The following is a 13,938-nucleotide window of genomic DNA, read 5'->3' as shown; positions in this document are numbered from 1 at the left end:
TGCAACTAACAACTAATAAGTGACCGAAGAAACTGGCTTGGGTTCCGCTTTGGTCGCAAAGCTGCGTCGGGTTGCTTCCACAAATTGGCTGACCCGAATCGGGTCAATGGGCTGCTCGATCCGCCCGTGGCGCTTGAGAGAGCTGGAAACAATCACGCCATCTGCGGCTTGCATCAGCGTAGAAATATTTTCCCAGTTGGCACCACTGCCGATAAATACGGGCGTCCCGTTGGCAGCGGCGGTTGCTAGTTCCAAGTCTTCTAGACTCGGAGGGCTACCCGTCGCCCAGCCACTTAAAATGACGCCATCTGCTAAACCCCGCTCAATCGTCTCTTGCACTGCTGTGGTTAGATTTGGGGAACCTAAAGGGCGACCGTGCTTGACTAAGACATCTGCCAAAATTTTTACATTACTGCCCAATTCCCGACGGTAACGGAGCAATTGATGCGCCTCTCCCTCAATCAGCCCTTGGTCAGTTGCCATGACGCCGGTAAGGACGTTGACGCGGATAAACTGAGCGTGGACGCAGGATGCAATTGCGATCGCGCTATGGGCATCATTGCGTAATACATTAATGCCTACAGGTAACGTCACCAAGTTCATGAGCCGCTGGATAATCAGTGTCATTGCACTAACGACCGCTGGATCTACCTGGTTTTTACTAAAAGGGGCGTCAAAGAAATTTTCCACAATAATGCCGTTCACGCCTCCAGCAGATAGCGCGGTCGCTTCCTGCTCAGCTCGATCGATAACCGCTTTCAGGCTACCTCCCCAGCGGGGAGATGTCGGCAGCGGCAGAAGATGAACCACGCCAATGATGGGATTCGGTGTCTTGAAGATTTGATTTAAGTCCACTTGTCTACCTGAAAACACCGGCAAATTCTTGCTACACCTGTCGGTTATTCTCCTCCAAGCAGCAAAAATGGCAGTGAAATGAATCGCATCTTGGATGATGCCATTCTAGAATTTTATCTAGAATGGAGACAGGGGTAGATACCACTATCCAGTTCCCTACTCTGGTTGGTGAGTGGAAGATAGATTCTTCAACGACTCAACTCCTATCTTCATACCCAAACCCGATCCTCCCAGTTTGACACTCACGTCCCACTGGGTCGTACACTGCTGTGCCAAGAATAGGGTATAATATTTTGGCTTCAGCTTCTAACAGAATTTCTTTAGCCGTATTTAAACCGCATGGGCAATAAGCCAACAATTGCAATTTCTCACTTGGGCTGCGAAAAAAACCGTATTGATACCGAACATATGTTAGGTCTGTTGGTACAGGCAGGGTACCAAGTAGACAGTAATGAAGAATTAGCAGAATATGTTATAGTTAATACATGTAGTTTTATTGAGGCTGCAAGGACAGAGTCTGTCCGCACCTTAGTAGAACTGGCGGAAGCGAACAAAAAGATTGTAATCACAGGCTGCATGGCGCAGCACTTCCAAGAGCAGCTGCTGGATGAATTGCCAGAAGCAGTTGCCGTGGTGGGCACCGGCGATTATCACCAAATCGTCGATGTGGTTCAACGAGTGGAAGGCGGTGAACGGGTCAAGCAAGTTTCAGAGCTGCCGACCTACATAGCCGATGAAACAACGCCTCGCTACCGCACGACATCGGAAGGTGTCGCGTACCTGCGGGTAGCGGAAGGATGTGATTACCGCTGCGCGTTCTGCATTATTCCCCATCTCCGGGGAAATCAGCGATCGCGCTCCATTGAATCCATCGTCGCCGAAGCCCATCAGCTAGCCTCGGAAGGAGTCCAAGAGTTAATTCTCATCTCCCAGATCACTACCAACTACGGTCTGGATATTTACGGGAAGCCGAAACTGGCGGAACTTCTACGGGAGTTGGGAAAGGTTAACATTCCGTGGATTCGGATGCACTATGCCTATCCCACAGGCTTAACACCAGCCGTCATCGAAGCAATTCAGGAGACTCCTAACGTATTGCCCTATTTGGATTTGCCGTTACAGCACTCCCACCCGGAAATTCTCCGCGCCATGAACCGACCTTGGCAGGGACAGGTAAACGACCAAATTATTGAGCGGATTAAAACAGCTCTGCCTGATGCTGTACTGCGAACCACTTTCATTGTCGGGTTCCCTGGCGAAACGGAAGAGCATTTTGCACACTTGCTACAGTTCGTCCAGCGCCATGAATTTGACCATGTAGGTGTGTTTACTTTTTCTCCAGAAGAAGGCACCCCTGCCTTCACCTTGCCCAATCAACTGCCCCAAGAAGTCATGGATATCCGTAGGGATGCCTTGATGGAAGTTCAGCAGCCAATTTCCTTGAGAAAAAATCAAGCTTGTGTCGGCAAGATGGTTGATGTCTTGATTGAGCAAGAACATCCAGAAACTGGGGAATTAATCGGTCGATCTGCCCGATTTTCTCCGGAGGTAGACGGATTAGTCTACGTCCAAGGCGACGTCCCATTAGGTTCTATAGCATCGGTGGAAATTACAAGCACTGACATCTACGACCTGTATGGTCATGTCGCCAAGCCCGAAGCATGAAGAATGACAACTCAAGAATGAAGGCTGAAGAACTAAGGCAAATATTAATTCATACTTCAAACTTCATACTTAAAAACTTCATACTTCGCAATTCACAATTCTCGAACACTAACAACTAACAACAAATTATGACCCTTTCGTTCACAAGCCTAGGCCTTTCAGAAGCTCGCATTCAGCAACTAGAAAAACTAGGCTTCACTGCGCCCACACAAATTCAATCCCAAGCCATTCCTCATCTGTTGGCTGGTCGGGATGTGGTGGGACAATCCCAAACTGGAACCGGAAAAACAGCGGCTTTTTCGCTGCCGATTTTGGAACGGATCGACATTAAAAATCCCGCAGTCCAATCGCTGATTTTGACACCGACGCGGGAATTAGCTCAGCAAGTTGCTCTGGCAATTCGCAGCTTTAGCAACGAGCGGCGGTTGGGTGTGCTGACAGTATATGGCGGTCAAGCTATCGACCGGCAGATCCAGCGCCTCAGACAGGGCGTTCAGATCGTAGTTGGAACCCCAGGACGGGTGATTGATTTGCTCAACCGGGGAGAGCTTAAGCTCGATCAAGTCAACTGGCTGGTATTAGATGAAGCCGATGAAATGTTGAGCATGGGCTTTATTGACGATGTAGAAACCATCCTCAAGCAAGTCCCCACCGAGCGTCAGACGGCATTTTTCTCGGCGACAATGCCGCCGACCATTCAAAAATTGATTGCGAAGTTCTTGCGATCGCCAATGAACGTCTCTGTGGAGCAGCCCAAAGCCGCTCCCTCCCGGATTAACCAGGTGGTGTACATGGTGCCCCGCGGCTGGTCAAAATCTCGCGCCTTGCTGCCCATCTTAGAACTGGAAGATCCCGAATCTGCCCTAATCTTTGTGCGGACACGCAAGACAGCCGCGGAACTGACCAACCAACTGCAAGCTGCCGGTCACAGTGTAGACGAGTACCACGGCGACCTCAATCAACAAGCCCGGGAACGGCTGCTGATGAGGTTCCGCCAACACCAAGTGCGCTGGGTAGTCGCCACCGATATTGCGGCGCGGGGTTTAGACGTTGACCACCTGAGCCATGTGATTAACTACGATCTGCCAGATAGCGTGGAAAGTTACATCCACCGGATCGGGCGTACAGGTCGCGCTGGTAACGCAGGAACAGCCATTTCCCTGATTCAACCGATGGATCGTCGGAAATTGGTGCTAATTGAGCGGAAAGTCCGACAAACCCTGAAAATCGTCCAAATTCCCACACGGGCGGAGATCGAAGGGCGACGTCTGGAAAAACTGCAAGCTCAAGTACGCGAAGTATTGAGCGGAGAGCGCATGGCTTCGTTCTTGCCTGTCGTGGCGCAACTAAGTGAAGAATACGACGCCCACGCGATCGCGGCAGCAGCACTGCAAATGGTGTACGACCAAACTCGTCCCTCTTGGATGTCCAGCGAACAAGAAACACCAATGGACGATCGGGGAATCTCTACTAAGCCAAAGCTGATCAAGCGTCCCAAACCAGAAGTGAAAAGCGAGAACACAGAAGTCAGAAGGCAAAAGCCTGAAGAAATCCGCAATTAAAGTAGCGTAGAAAACGAAAATTTCTTCTAGCTTCTGTTGAAGGAGAGAGAATAAATGACAGGGGTGAACTTCTCCCCGTCTCCCCTCTCCATTTTGAGAAGAGTGGGTTTAGTTCAAGGGTCGGTTTTTTATAGACAAACTCTGGAGCGAACCCACTTTGGCAATCCCTTTCCCCTCTCTGACTCCTGTGGCTTTAACTGTATCTGCTGCGAATTCTCCTGCCCTAAGTAACCCTGTTGGACGGCAGTCCTGGCCTGGACTGATTGAGGCATATCGGCAATATCTGCCGGTGACGGACACAACGCCAGTCGTAACACTGCTGGAGGGCAATACTCCATTGATCCCGGTTCCCGCGATCTCTCAGATTGTGGGTAAACAGGTGCGCGTGTTGGTGAAGTATGACGGTCTCAATCCCACTGGTAGCTTTAAAGACCGGGGGATGACGATGGCAATTTCTAAGGCAAAGGAAGCTGGTGCCAAAGCCGTCATTTGCGCCAGTACCGGCAACACTTCAGCCGCTGCTGCTGCCTATGCCCGTCGGGGCGGAATGCGAGCGTTTGTATTGATTCCCGATGGCTACGTGGCGCTAGGCAAGTTAGCTCAGGCGTTGCTGTATGGGGCGGAAGTTTTGGCAATTAAAGGAAATTTTGACCGGGCGCTTGAAATTGTACGGGAGATGGCAGAAAATTACCCCGTCACGCTGGTGAACTCGGTAAATCCCTATCGCTTAGAAGGACAAAAAACTGCTGCTTTTGAAGTGGTAGAAGCGTTAGGAAATGCTCCCGATTGGCTGTGCATCCCCGTAGGGAATGCCGGAAATATAACTGCATACTGGATGGGATTTTGTCAATATCATCAGGAAGGGAAATGCGATCGCTTGCCCCGAATGATGGGATTCCAAGCGTCTGGCGCATCTCCCCTGGTTACAGGTCAGGCAGTGCCGAATCCAGAAACCCTGGCAACCGCTATTCGCATCGGTAATCCTGCTAACTGGGAACGGGCGATCGCTACTCAACAAGCCAGCATGGGTCAGTTCAATGCGGTGACAGATGGCGAAATTTTAGAAGCCTATCGTCTCTTGGCATCCGAAGAAGGTATTTTCTGCGAACCGGCTAGTGCGGCTTCCGTTGCTGGACTTCTGAAAGTAAAAGATCAAGTTCCCGCAGGCGCTACCGTAGTGTGCGTCCTGACTGGGAATGGTTTAAAAGACCCAGATACGGCAATTAAACATAGCGAAAATTCGTTTAAACAGGGAATTGAGCCAGATTTAGCGACCGTGGCTCAGGTAATGGGATTTTGAGCAGTTAGGCTCAGTTTCATTAGATTATTTCTGAAGTGTGCGCTCCCTCCAAACCTTCCTTATTGCGGTGGTTAAGGAGGGAACTTTACACCCTTTAAGCTTTTGAGCCGGGATTGCGCCCCTCCTCTTCTTGTGAAGACGGAGGGGTTTGTTTATTGTTTTTGCTAGCTTGAGTGCTTACTCCTACCCACTGACCGCGCGGAGCTGATTGGCCTGATGCCGCTGGTTGGCGGGTTATGCGCTCCCGACTAAGTCGATCGAGGGTATCCCCAATCGCAGTCGTTAAACTTCTGCGGGTTTGTGCATGATTGGTCTGCTCAGATTTTAAAGCCTGGGTCAGGCGATCGCGCTCAACCATCGCCTCGGTTAGTTTTGCTTTCAACTCCTCCAAATTTTCTAGTTGTTCTACTTCTGCACGAATCGCCTCCACAGCACCCGGGTTGTCCTCTGTGGGTTGCGGTGAACTCTGGAGTTGCCGTAGTTGACTTTTGAGCTTTTCAATCTGTTGTTGAGCTAGCTTTGCCTCAGTTCGGCGTTGCTGCGCTTCTGTGTTATACAGTTGACGCCAGTTTGCCGCACTTTCCAAAGCCGCATCGCGATCGCGCTCTAACTCTGCTAGCTGCTGTTTCAGGGTCTTAATTTCAGCCAACCACTGCGCTACCTCGTGGGCCATTAATAACGACTCCTCATCGGTTACAACGATCAATTTTTAACAAAATTTGCCGATTTGTCATACACACTATCGATAGTTTTACAAAACCCCTGTAACCTTAGTAGTTGATTTGGCACAGTATAGAAAACGTTGTATACGGAATCAAACAATAATGCGCTCGTTCTTAGCCTATGCTGCTCTTAGAGGCTCCTCAATCCGTTTTTTCCGTTTCTTTCGACATCTCAGATGGGCGACTTTAAAGAAAACCTTCCAGCGCGTAGCCCAACGGCGGTTAACAGGACTTTCGGCAGAAATGGCCTACAACGCCATGTTAGCTTTGTTTCCAGCCATTTTGGCAATCTTGACCGCAATTGGCCTGTTTCAATCCTCATCAGACACTTTTGAAGGGTTAGCTAAGCAATTGAGTGAAATTGCTCCTCAAGAAGCTCTTTTCCTTATTGAAGGTTTTGCCCGCGAAATCAGTCAATCGCAAAATCAAGGGCTGTTTTCCCTCAGTTTTGTTGCAGCTATTTGGGCGTCTTCTGGGGCGCTGAGTGCCGCCATGACCGCTCTCGATCAAATCCATCAGATTCCGCTAGAACAAACCCGACCCTTTTGGAAAGCCAAATTAATTTCTATCGCTCTAACAATTGGTACCATTGTCCTGCTGATTATTGCTTCCTTTTTAGTATTTATTAGCGACCTGATTGTGAAGCTATTAATCAGCCAAAGTGGATTATTGGAATTGTTAAGTATTTGGCGGCTTTTTAGCTGGCCTTTGGCATTAGGCATTGTCGCCTCAGCCTTTGCTTTTATCTATCGCTATGGTCCTAGCCGCTGGGTTGCTGGAACCCCGATTATGCCAGGAGCAATGGTAGCGGCTGTATCCTGGGCGATTATATCAGCTTTGTTTCGGCTTTACGTCTCTAACTTTGGTAATTACAACAAAGCCTATGGTGCAGTAGGTGCCGTTATTGTTTTAATGCTATGGCTGTATATGAGTTCTCTAGTACTGCTGATTGGCGATCAGTTAAACGTTACGGTGGGAGAATCTATGCGGCATCACAGCAAGGCGAAACTAGCCTCTTTAGAGGCTGAGTCGGCACCAGAATCAAAAGCTGGGTAAATTGAGATTTAAACTTTTTCTGGGTACTTCATTAAGGGAACTGTCGGTGTTTCCTCCTCAATGCGGATTTGCACTTCTTTGACATAGGAACTCATGTAAGACATCACTGCATAGATAAAGAGAACAACACCGACCATCTCCAAGCACTCTTCCAAGCTTGACATCAGCATATATCCAATCGCCTGTATTGTCTGCTTGGTTGATGTGGCTCCCCAAATTAAACGACCATAGTGATATACGTAAAATCCACTCACTAACTCCATGCCAATCGACCCTCCAACAAAGAAAGTTCCGGCAATCAGAAATAAACGCCGTATCTTTGCGGGAAGATGGACGAGAAATTTTAAGAAGAATATTAAGGTAAGAAATACAAAAGCAATACCGAAAATTACCCAAGTATAGTATAAAAATCCGGTAGCTTTGAATGTATCTCGAAGTGGCTCAATCGTCTTTTCATGGAAACTTAGCCATTCGTCTGCTGATAGAAAGAGAAAAAGAACCGACAGAGCGCCCCAGTGGAAGGTATAGCGATCGCTTTCAGTTTTCTTCGCGTAGGTAATAACCGCTAGCAAAATTGAACAAAGTAATAACAGCGATGCTGAAAACAAGGCTGGAAAATTTTTCTCACGATCGACGTTGAATAACTCTACTACTTTATTTAACCATAAGAGCTTATAACCTTGCTGGTATAAGAAGTGCCTTGTTAACTGACTGGCAAGGCTGGCAAAGATGAACCCTATGACTGCGAAAATCAGAAATTTCCTAGCTTTCTTTGGAGAGATGAAAAACTGCATTTTGAAACCTCTCTTAAAAAATTTAAGCTTGGTGAAATGAAGAATTGAAAAATTCCCCGAATTTTTAAAGTACTATTTGAGTGATAATGGGCGATTAAAAAGCAGGAAGCGTACGGGATTTCTCGGCTAGCGATCGCGATATCCAGCACAAATGACACGAGGTTACGCTCGTGTTTTGGTAAAAGTCCCGCGTCAAAATGATTAAGAATAAGTTAATGACAGATTAAGCAATATATAACAAAGTGTCAAGTCAAAGTCTATTGAGATTTCCGTCGAAGAATGGACACCAACACGCAAAAGTGTTATTAGGTCTGCTTTCCAGGAAAGTTGACTCTAAACGATTAACCTAAAATAATTAAAACTAAACTTATTAAAAGCAAAAACCACCTTGTACTTTTGGGTAGAAGGTGGTTTAAGAAAGTAATTAGAAGTGGAGCCTACGGGAATCGAACCCGTGTCCAAATTGGGTATTAACCTATCGCTCATTCACAGGTTTAGCCTATCTAACCCTCAAGGCGGGAACCATCCATTATCCCGGATGACAGGATTCTCTGATGAGGTCTTAGCTAGCAAATCTACCAGAGACGACTTGCTATCGCATCCGTTGGGGTTGTTCTGTAGCCCTTAACGGAGTCAGACTACAGACGCTCAGAAACCTAAGATGAGGTTTTTAGGCAACGACAGCTGCCTGACGAGCGAATGCTACGATGTTGTTTTTCGCAGTTACTTTTTTTTGAGTCCAGTATTAACGAGAGAAGACTCACTCTCGACCTGAATCACGGGGCAGCGTTCGCCAACCTGTCGAAACCATTAAGGCCCCCTGTCTTACATATCCTATTATAGTTATTTGTTGAAGGAATGACCGGATTTAAGAAGGTTTCCAGAGACAGTTTTAGGGAGTAATAGCCGAACGATTAAGTTCGGTTTAATCGGCGGTTGGCACCCCAAATTTAAAGGGAAAGGCGATCGCTGCCAACTGTACAAACGTTGATAGAAGCAGCAGCTAATTATCCTTCTGTTTGTCTGACTTGTCCGGTTTTTCCGGCTTGTCTGGTTTTTCCGGCTTTTCCTGCTTTTCCGGTTTTTCCGGTTTTTCCGATTCCGGTTGGGATTGAGTTTCTGCTTTTGGTTTTGTGATGGGCACAACAACTGAATTCGGCGGTGCGGAAGTCTCTGGTGCAGAAGATGAAGGTTCCGGATTAGTCGGCTTGCGATCGCTGCGAGGGAATGGCGGCGTTATCTCCGAAGCGGGAGAAGATTGTGGATTGGTAGCAGCCGGTGGGATTTGTTCGGATGTAGAAACCGGCTGTTTTTGCTCCTGAGGTTCTATTTCTGGCTGTCCGGCATTCTTGTTCGCCTCACCACTCGATCGCGGCTTGTTTGAGTTTGAGGATTTCGATGAAGTGTTTGAGGCTGGAACATCCCGGTTAACGCGCTGCGGCTGCGATTTTCTGCGGAAGGGTTTTTGAACTTCAACGGGTTTCCGTTCAGACTCAGCAGCAGTGCTATTGACTTTCTCTACGGGTTCGGGAGTGATAGTTTTTGCCTCTTGCGGCTGATTTTGCGGCTGGGATTCTGGTTGGGCAACAGGGGAAACATCGGGCGGTTGAGGCTGACGCCAGACAGAACTCAACGCGATCGCTAAACCGGATGCGATCGCGATTCCTGTAGCAATGAAAAGACTGCGGGGATTTCGGAAGAAGGAAGAACTGGATTGATGGTTTCTTTCTTCTGGTACGGGCGAAGCGATCGCGCCTCCATTTCTTGAACCCGAATTTTTTCCCACTAAAGCTTCGCCTCTAGGCGGTGATGGAGAGATCGCTGGGATAGTTGCCCCTGTATGAGTTGGCGGCATTGTTTCGGCAGTGGAACCTCCAAACTGACGATCCGGCAACAGAGACAGCCATTCATCTACACTGCCAGGTCGATATTGAGCATCAACAGCCATCCCGCGCATCACCGCCTGATTTACCGCCGGACTCAGGTAGTGTTTTAAGTCGCGGGGTGCTGGCATCGGTTGCCTGTCTCTGAGTACCGCAGGCGTTGGTACTGTTGCCGTTAACAGCGCGTAAAGTGTGGAGGCTAACCCATAAACATCCGTCGCTGAGGTGCGCTTTGCTTGGGGCAGGTACTGCTCAATGGGGGCATACCCTTCGGAAACAATACTTGTGTGAGTTTGGGTTGAGTCTGGCGTAAACTCCCGCGAAATCCCAAAGTCAATCAGCACCACCTCTTGAGTTCCTTGGCGCAGAATGATGTTCTGGGGCTTGATATCCCGATGCAGCAGATTATTTTGATGCACCACTTTGACTGCTGCCCCAATCTGCTGCATGAAGTGGATAGCAGCGGACTCTGGCAGCGGCTTGTCCGGAAACACGACCTCTTGCAAAGTTTGACCCGCAATATAGTCCATTACCAGGTAGGGCAACCCAGCTTCCAAAAAGAAATCGTTAACCCGAACGATATTGGGATGGACGCACAACGCCAAACGTCTTGCTTCATCCTGAAACTGACGCCCAAATCTGGCAAAGTCAGGATGCCGACAGAGGGAATCGTTAAGCGTTTTAATGACTACAGGTTGACCCAAGTAGTGGTGGGTGGCTTGAAAGGTAACGCCAAAGCCACCCCGTCCCAGTTCTCGATCGAGAGTGTATTTGCCACCCTGCAAAGTTTTGCCAACTAGCGTGTCCATGCAATCACCAAGAATGAAGGATGAGCTAATTTGAACTCATTTTAAATTTCTCTTCCTTCCGATGTTAGAACCTTTGACCGATCCCGAATTGGAGTCGGCTTTCACCGTGGTCGTTGATACCAAAGTCAGCCCTGAGCAAGCCAATCGGGGATTGGACGCGCACACCAGCTCCGTAGCCAAAGCCAGTTCCCTGTTTGCCACGGACAGTTCCAGGTTCTCCCGGCACCGTATCGCCAGAGCCTAAGTCGGAGCCAAAGTCAGCGAATAAAACGCCACCTACCGGCTTAAAAACTGGGAAGCGATACTCGGCAGAGGCTAACACATAGCTGCGACCGCTGGCAACATCACCACTTCCGTAGCCCCGTACAGAATTGATGCCACCTAGATTAAAGGCTTCATAGGGCGGGAGATTGCCGATGGTTGTGCCTCCCTGCACGTTGAAGGCTAATACATCTGGAGTTGCACCGTTGGTTAAATTAAAGGGTATGTACTGGCTGTAGTTTGCCTTAACCCGGTTCATCAAGATACTGCCGTTCCCAACCGGGATCGATTGTTCTGTACTGAGGCTGACGACCGAGCCTTTGGTTGGGTTAATTGGATTGTCTCGTTTGTCTTGTGCGATCCCAGCAGACACGGAAACTTTGTCGTCGATACCGTTTTGGCTATAGGAAAGGCGATTTCCTAATTCATCTACGGGTGAGAGATTGCCTTTGCTATCGCGGATGCTAGTACGGGTGTAGTTCACGCCTACCGATGCCTGCACATCGCCTACAGGTTTCGTGAAGGTGACGCCGCCGCCAAACTGCCCTTCCCGAACTTTGTCCCCATTCGGCAACTTGACATCTTCATTGAAGGTTTCGGAAAGTTGCCGCTGTCGAGATGCCTCGATACTATATCCAGGGCGGTCTGGATTGCTGGCGCGATAGGGACTGGTAATATTCCCATTAAACTGTAAGTCGCTCCGGCTTGCTTGGACATTCAAACCTACCTGCTGGTTAATGCCCCCAAAATTCTGGTCTTTATAATTAATGCTGCCGAAGATGCCACTATTCTCGCTGTAACCACCCCCAACGTTGACGGCGCGGGAAGTGCGTTCGGTAAGGTCGTAGCTAACGTCAACTTTTCGAGAATCGCCAGTAAGGGAAACATCTGCGTTGTCAAACAGCCCTAACTGATACAACCGTTGCAAGTCTGTTCGTGCCGCATCGACCCGGAAGGGTTGACCCGGCTTCAGTTTTAGCTCCTGCCGGATGAAATTTTCTTGGGTGCGTCCTTTAGTTGGCTTGCCCTCGCTGTCTAAAAAGCGGATTTTCACATCCCCAACGGTGCCCTCAGCGACTTCAATGGCGACTACCCCATCCTGGCTGGGTTGCACGGCTAGCACTTGTGCTGCCACATAACCATTTTGCTTGTACCACTGATTGATTTGTTCGGCACTTTGGTTGAGGGCATTGGGACTAATTTTTGCCCCCAGTTGGGATTTAAAAATGTCGTTGGCAACCGCTGGGGTCAGGGCTTGGGCACCGGAAAGTTTGAGCGATCGCACGACGAGGGGTTTCACCTCGAAGACTGTCCTCAGTCCATTTGGCTCGGTATAACTGGTTACGTTGGCATCAGTAAATAGTCCGGTCGCTAAAATCGCCGTTACATCCTTTTGCAGCTGGCTTTGACTGGTATCTCCACCCGGACGAGTTTTAATCGTTTGACGGACAATTTGCTGCAACTCTGGTGTCGCTCCCGCTACCTCAATACCTGTCGCGGTCACGACCAAATCTGGTGAATTGAGAGAGCTAGCAGGCGCTTTTTGGGGAACGCGAGTCGTCTGAGTAAATTGAGGCAGTGTCCGGGTTTCCGGTGCCGCAATGGCTCTCGCGGGGCGGGTGGTGGCAGAATTAACGGGAACAACTACCTCAGGATTGACGGGTTGTTGAGCTGGCGCGGATGGCTGGCGCGTACCCGAACTAACGGGGACAACGACCTGAGCATCTGCTATTTTTTGAGTTGCGGCTGTTGAGGAGGGCACATCGGAAGTGACCGGGACAACGACAACTTCTTCAGCGTTTGGTGTCTGGGTTGGAGAGGAAGAAGTTGTACTGGCGCTAGCCAGAGAACTGAGATCGCTCGCAGCCAAAACCGCTAAAGTGCAAATAGCCAAAGAAGGAACGCGCATTATAGAAAACCAGGGAGAGAGAGGAGGAGAAGGAGATTGCATACAGATATCCAGCGAAATGGTATAAGACGGTAGCTAGTGTAAAATCGCTAATTGCTTATCGCTTACGAGGTTTTGTTAAATTTGACACTCGCTATTGCCGTCTGGTTCCATTCGTCGATTTTGAATTTGGAAATTTTTCCCTGGCTTCTCTGGAGTCAGGAAGGTTGGATTTTGGATTGGCGATGGACAAACAATCGAAAATCTAAAATCTGTGGAGGTCTGGGATGAGGGTACTGTGCCTCAGCAATGGTCATGGGGAGGACATCATTGCCGTCCGGATTTTGCAACAACTTCAGCAACAGTCTCATTCTTTGGAACTAGCAGCCTTGCCATTGGTAGGCGATGGGCGAGCTTATGCTGAGCTAGATATCCCGATCATTGGCCCCGTGCAGACGATGCCCTCCGGTGGCTTTATCTATATGGATGGGCGTCAACTGGTGCGAGATGTACAGGGCGGTTTATTACAGCTCACCCTCGCCCAGCACCGCGCAATCCGAAAGTGGGCGTCCCCAGGCAGACCCAAGGAGCGAGGTAGAGGGGTAATCCTGGCGGTGGGGGATATTGTCCCGCTGTTGTTTGGCTGGTTAAGCGGCGTTCCCTATGCTTTTGTGGGTACGGCTAAATCGGAATATTATTTGCGAGATGAAGCGGGGCCATTGCCACGGCGCGATCAACGAGGGCGCTGGGAAGGTTGGTCTGGGTCTGTTTACTTGCCTTGGGAACGGTGGCTGATGAGTCGGCGGCGTTGTAAGGCGGTGTTTCCCAGAGATGGGCTGACAACTCAGATGTTACAAAAGTGGTCTATCCCGGCGTTTGATTTAGGGAACCCGATGATGGACGGTCTGGAACCGCCGAGATCCAGGGCAATATTTTATTCGTCAAATACTGAACAGGAAGAGATGAGGCGATCGCTAATTGTGGCTCTTCTCCCCGGTTCTAGACCTCCCGAAGCTTATGCCAATTGGCAGCAAATTATGCAAGCTTGTGTGGGGTTAATGCAGGGGTTTGCACCTCGACCCGTCCTATTCCTGGGAGCGATCGCACTGGGGTTAAATTTAGATCCTTTGCGCCAAACCCTTA

The 13,938-nt window shown here is 49.2% G+C and carries 10 protein-coding genes and 1 other RNA gene; 5 read left to right on the top strand and 6 right to left on the bottom strand.

Annotation, left to right across the window (positions count from 1 at the left end):
* Window positions 1-12: 12 nt before the first annotated feature.
* Window positions 13-855, bottom strand: coding sequence for a photosystem I biogenesis protein BtpA (gene btpA, locus NDA06_RS18205; protein WP_190415113.1), 843 nt, complete (start codon window positions 853-855; stop codon window positions 13-15).
* 339 nt (window positions 856-1,194) lie between these two features.
* Here btpA and rimO point away from each other — a divergent pair, with 339 nt between their 5' ends.
* The 3 genes from rimO to thrC all read left to right on the top strand — a co-directional run bounded on the left by rimO (window position 1,195) and on the right by thrC (window position 5,382).
* Window positions 1,195-2,520, top strand: coding sequence for a 30S ribosomal protein S12 methylthiotransferase RimO (rimO, locus tag NDA06_RS18200; protein ID WP_190428665.1), 1,326 nt, complete (start codon window positions 1,195-1,197; stop codon window positions 2,518-2,520).
* Between the two features lie 128 nt (window positions 2,521-2,648).
* Window positions 2,649-4,082, top strand: a complete 1,434-nt coding sequence (locus NDA06_RS18195; RefSeq protein WP_190428666.1) for a DEAD/DEAH box helicase — start codon at window positions 2,649-2,651, stop codon at window positions 4,080-4,082.
* Window positions 4,083-4,269: 187 nt separating this feature from the next.
* Window positions 4,270-5,382, top strand: coding sequence for a threonine synthase (thrC, locus tag NDA06_RS18190; RefSeq protein WP_348251800.1), 1,113 nt, complete (start codon window positions 4,270-4,272; stop codon window positions 5,380-5,382).
* Between the two features lie 94 nt (window positions 5,383-5,476).
* On the opposite strand, the gene NDA06_RS18185 is transcribed toward thrC, so the two are convergent.
* Complete coding sequence (locus tag NDA06_RS18185) at window positions 5,477-6,055, bottom strand: hypothetical protein (RefSeq protein WP_199303172.1); 579 nt, start codon at window positions 6,053-6,055, stop codon at window positions 5,477-5,479.
* Between the two features lie 151 nt (window positions 6,056-6,206).
* On the opposite strand from NDA06_RS18185, the gene NDA06_RS18180 reads away from it, so the two are divergent.
* Window positions 6,207-7,160 (top strand): YihY/virulence factor BrkB family protein, encoded by a 954-nt coding sequence (locus tag NDA06_RS18180; protein ID WP_348251799.1) that lies wholly within the window; start codon window positions 6,207-6,209, stop codon window positions 7,158-7,160.
* A gap of 8 nt (window positions 7,161-7,168) precedes the next feature.
* Here the strand turns inward: NDA06_RS18180 and NDA06_RS18175 are convergent, their stop codons facing one another.
* The 4 genes from NDA06_RS18175 to NDA06_RS18160 all read right to left on the bottom strand — a co-directional run bounded on the left by NDA06_RS18175 (window position 7,169) and on the right by NDA06_RS18160 (window position 12,858).
* Window positions 7,169-7,954: a hypothetical protein gene (locus NDA06_RS18175; RefSeq protein WP_190433143.1), complete on the bottom strand. Its 786-nt coding sequence runs from the start codon at window positions 7,952-7,954 to the stop codon at window positions 7,169-7,171.
* 428 nt (window positions 7,955-8,382) lie between these two features.
* Window positions 8,383-8,774, bottom strand: a transfer-messenger RNA (tmRNA) gene (gene ssrA, locus NDA06_RS18170).
* A gap of 183 nt (window positions 8,775-8,957) precedes the next feature.
* The gene (locus tag NDA06_RS18165; RefSeq protein WP_190986999.1) at window positions 8,958-10,646 is read right to left on the bottom strand and encodes a protein kinase; all 1,689 of its coding nucleotides are present in this window, start codon (window positions 10,644-10,646) and stop codon (window positions 8,958-8,960) included.
* 64 nt (window positions 10,647-10,710) lie between these two features.
* Entirely contained in the window at window positions 10,711-12,858 is a 2,148-nt protein-coding gene (locus tag NDA06_RS18160; protein ID WP_242047567.1) for a BamA/TamA family outer membrane protein, read from the bottom strand.
* 224 nt (window positions 12,859-13,082) lie between these two features.
* On the opposite strand from NDA06_RS18160, the gene NDA06_RS18155 reads away from it, so the two are divergent.
* Window positions 13,083-13,938: lipid-A-disaccharide synthase-related protein (locus NDA06_RS18155; RefSeq protein ID WP_348251798.1), on the top strand; the 856-nt coding region annotated here is incomplete at its 3' end.

It is taken from the genome of Trichocoleus sp. ST-U1, assembly GCF_039961835.1.
Taxonomy (GTDB): Bacteria; Cyanobacteriota; Cyanobacteriia; order Cyanobacteriales; family FACHB-T130; genus FACHB-T130.
This window is presented reverse-complemented; position numbering and strand designations above follow the sequence as displayed.

Coding starts and splice junctions, on each gene's coding strand:
- rimO (WP_190428665.1), top strand. CDS start 1,195: ATGGGCAATAAGCCAACAATTGCAATTTCTCACTTGGGCTGCGAAAAA.
- NDA06_RS18195 (WP_190428666.1), top strand. CDS start 2,649: ATGACCCTTTCGTTCACAAGCCTAGGCCTTTCAGAAGCTCGCATTCAG.
- NDA06_RS18185 (WP_199303172.1), bottom strand. CDS start 6,055: ATGGCCCACGAGGTAGCGCAGTGGTTGGCTGAAATTAAGACCCTGAAA.
- NDA06_RS18180 (WP_348251799.1), top strand. CDS start 6,207: ATGCGCTCGTTCTTAGCCTATGCTGCTCTTAGAGGCTCCTCAATCCGT.
- NDA06_RS18175 (WP_190433143.1), bottom strand. CDS start 7,954: ATGCAGTTTTTCATCTCTCCAAAGAAAGCTAGGAAATTTCTGATTTTC.
- NDA06_RS18165 (WP_190986999.1), bottom strand. CDS start 10,646: ATGGACACGCTAGTTGGCAAAACTTTGCAGGGTGGCAAATACACTCTC.
- NDA06_RS18160 (WP_242047567.1), bottom strand. CDS start 12,858: ATGCAATCTCCTTCTCCTCCTCTCTCTCCCTGGTTTTCTATAATGCGC.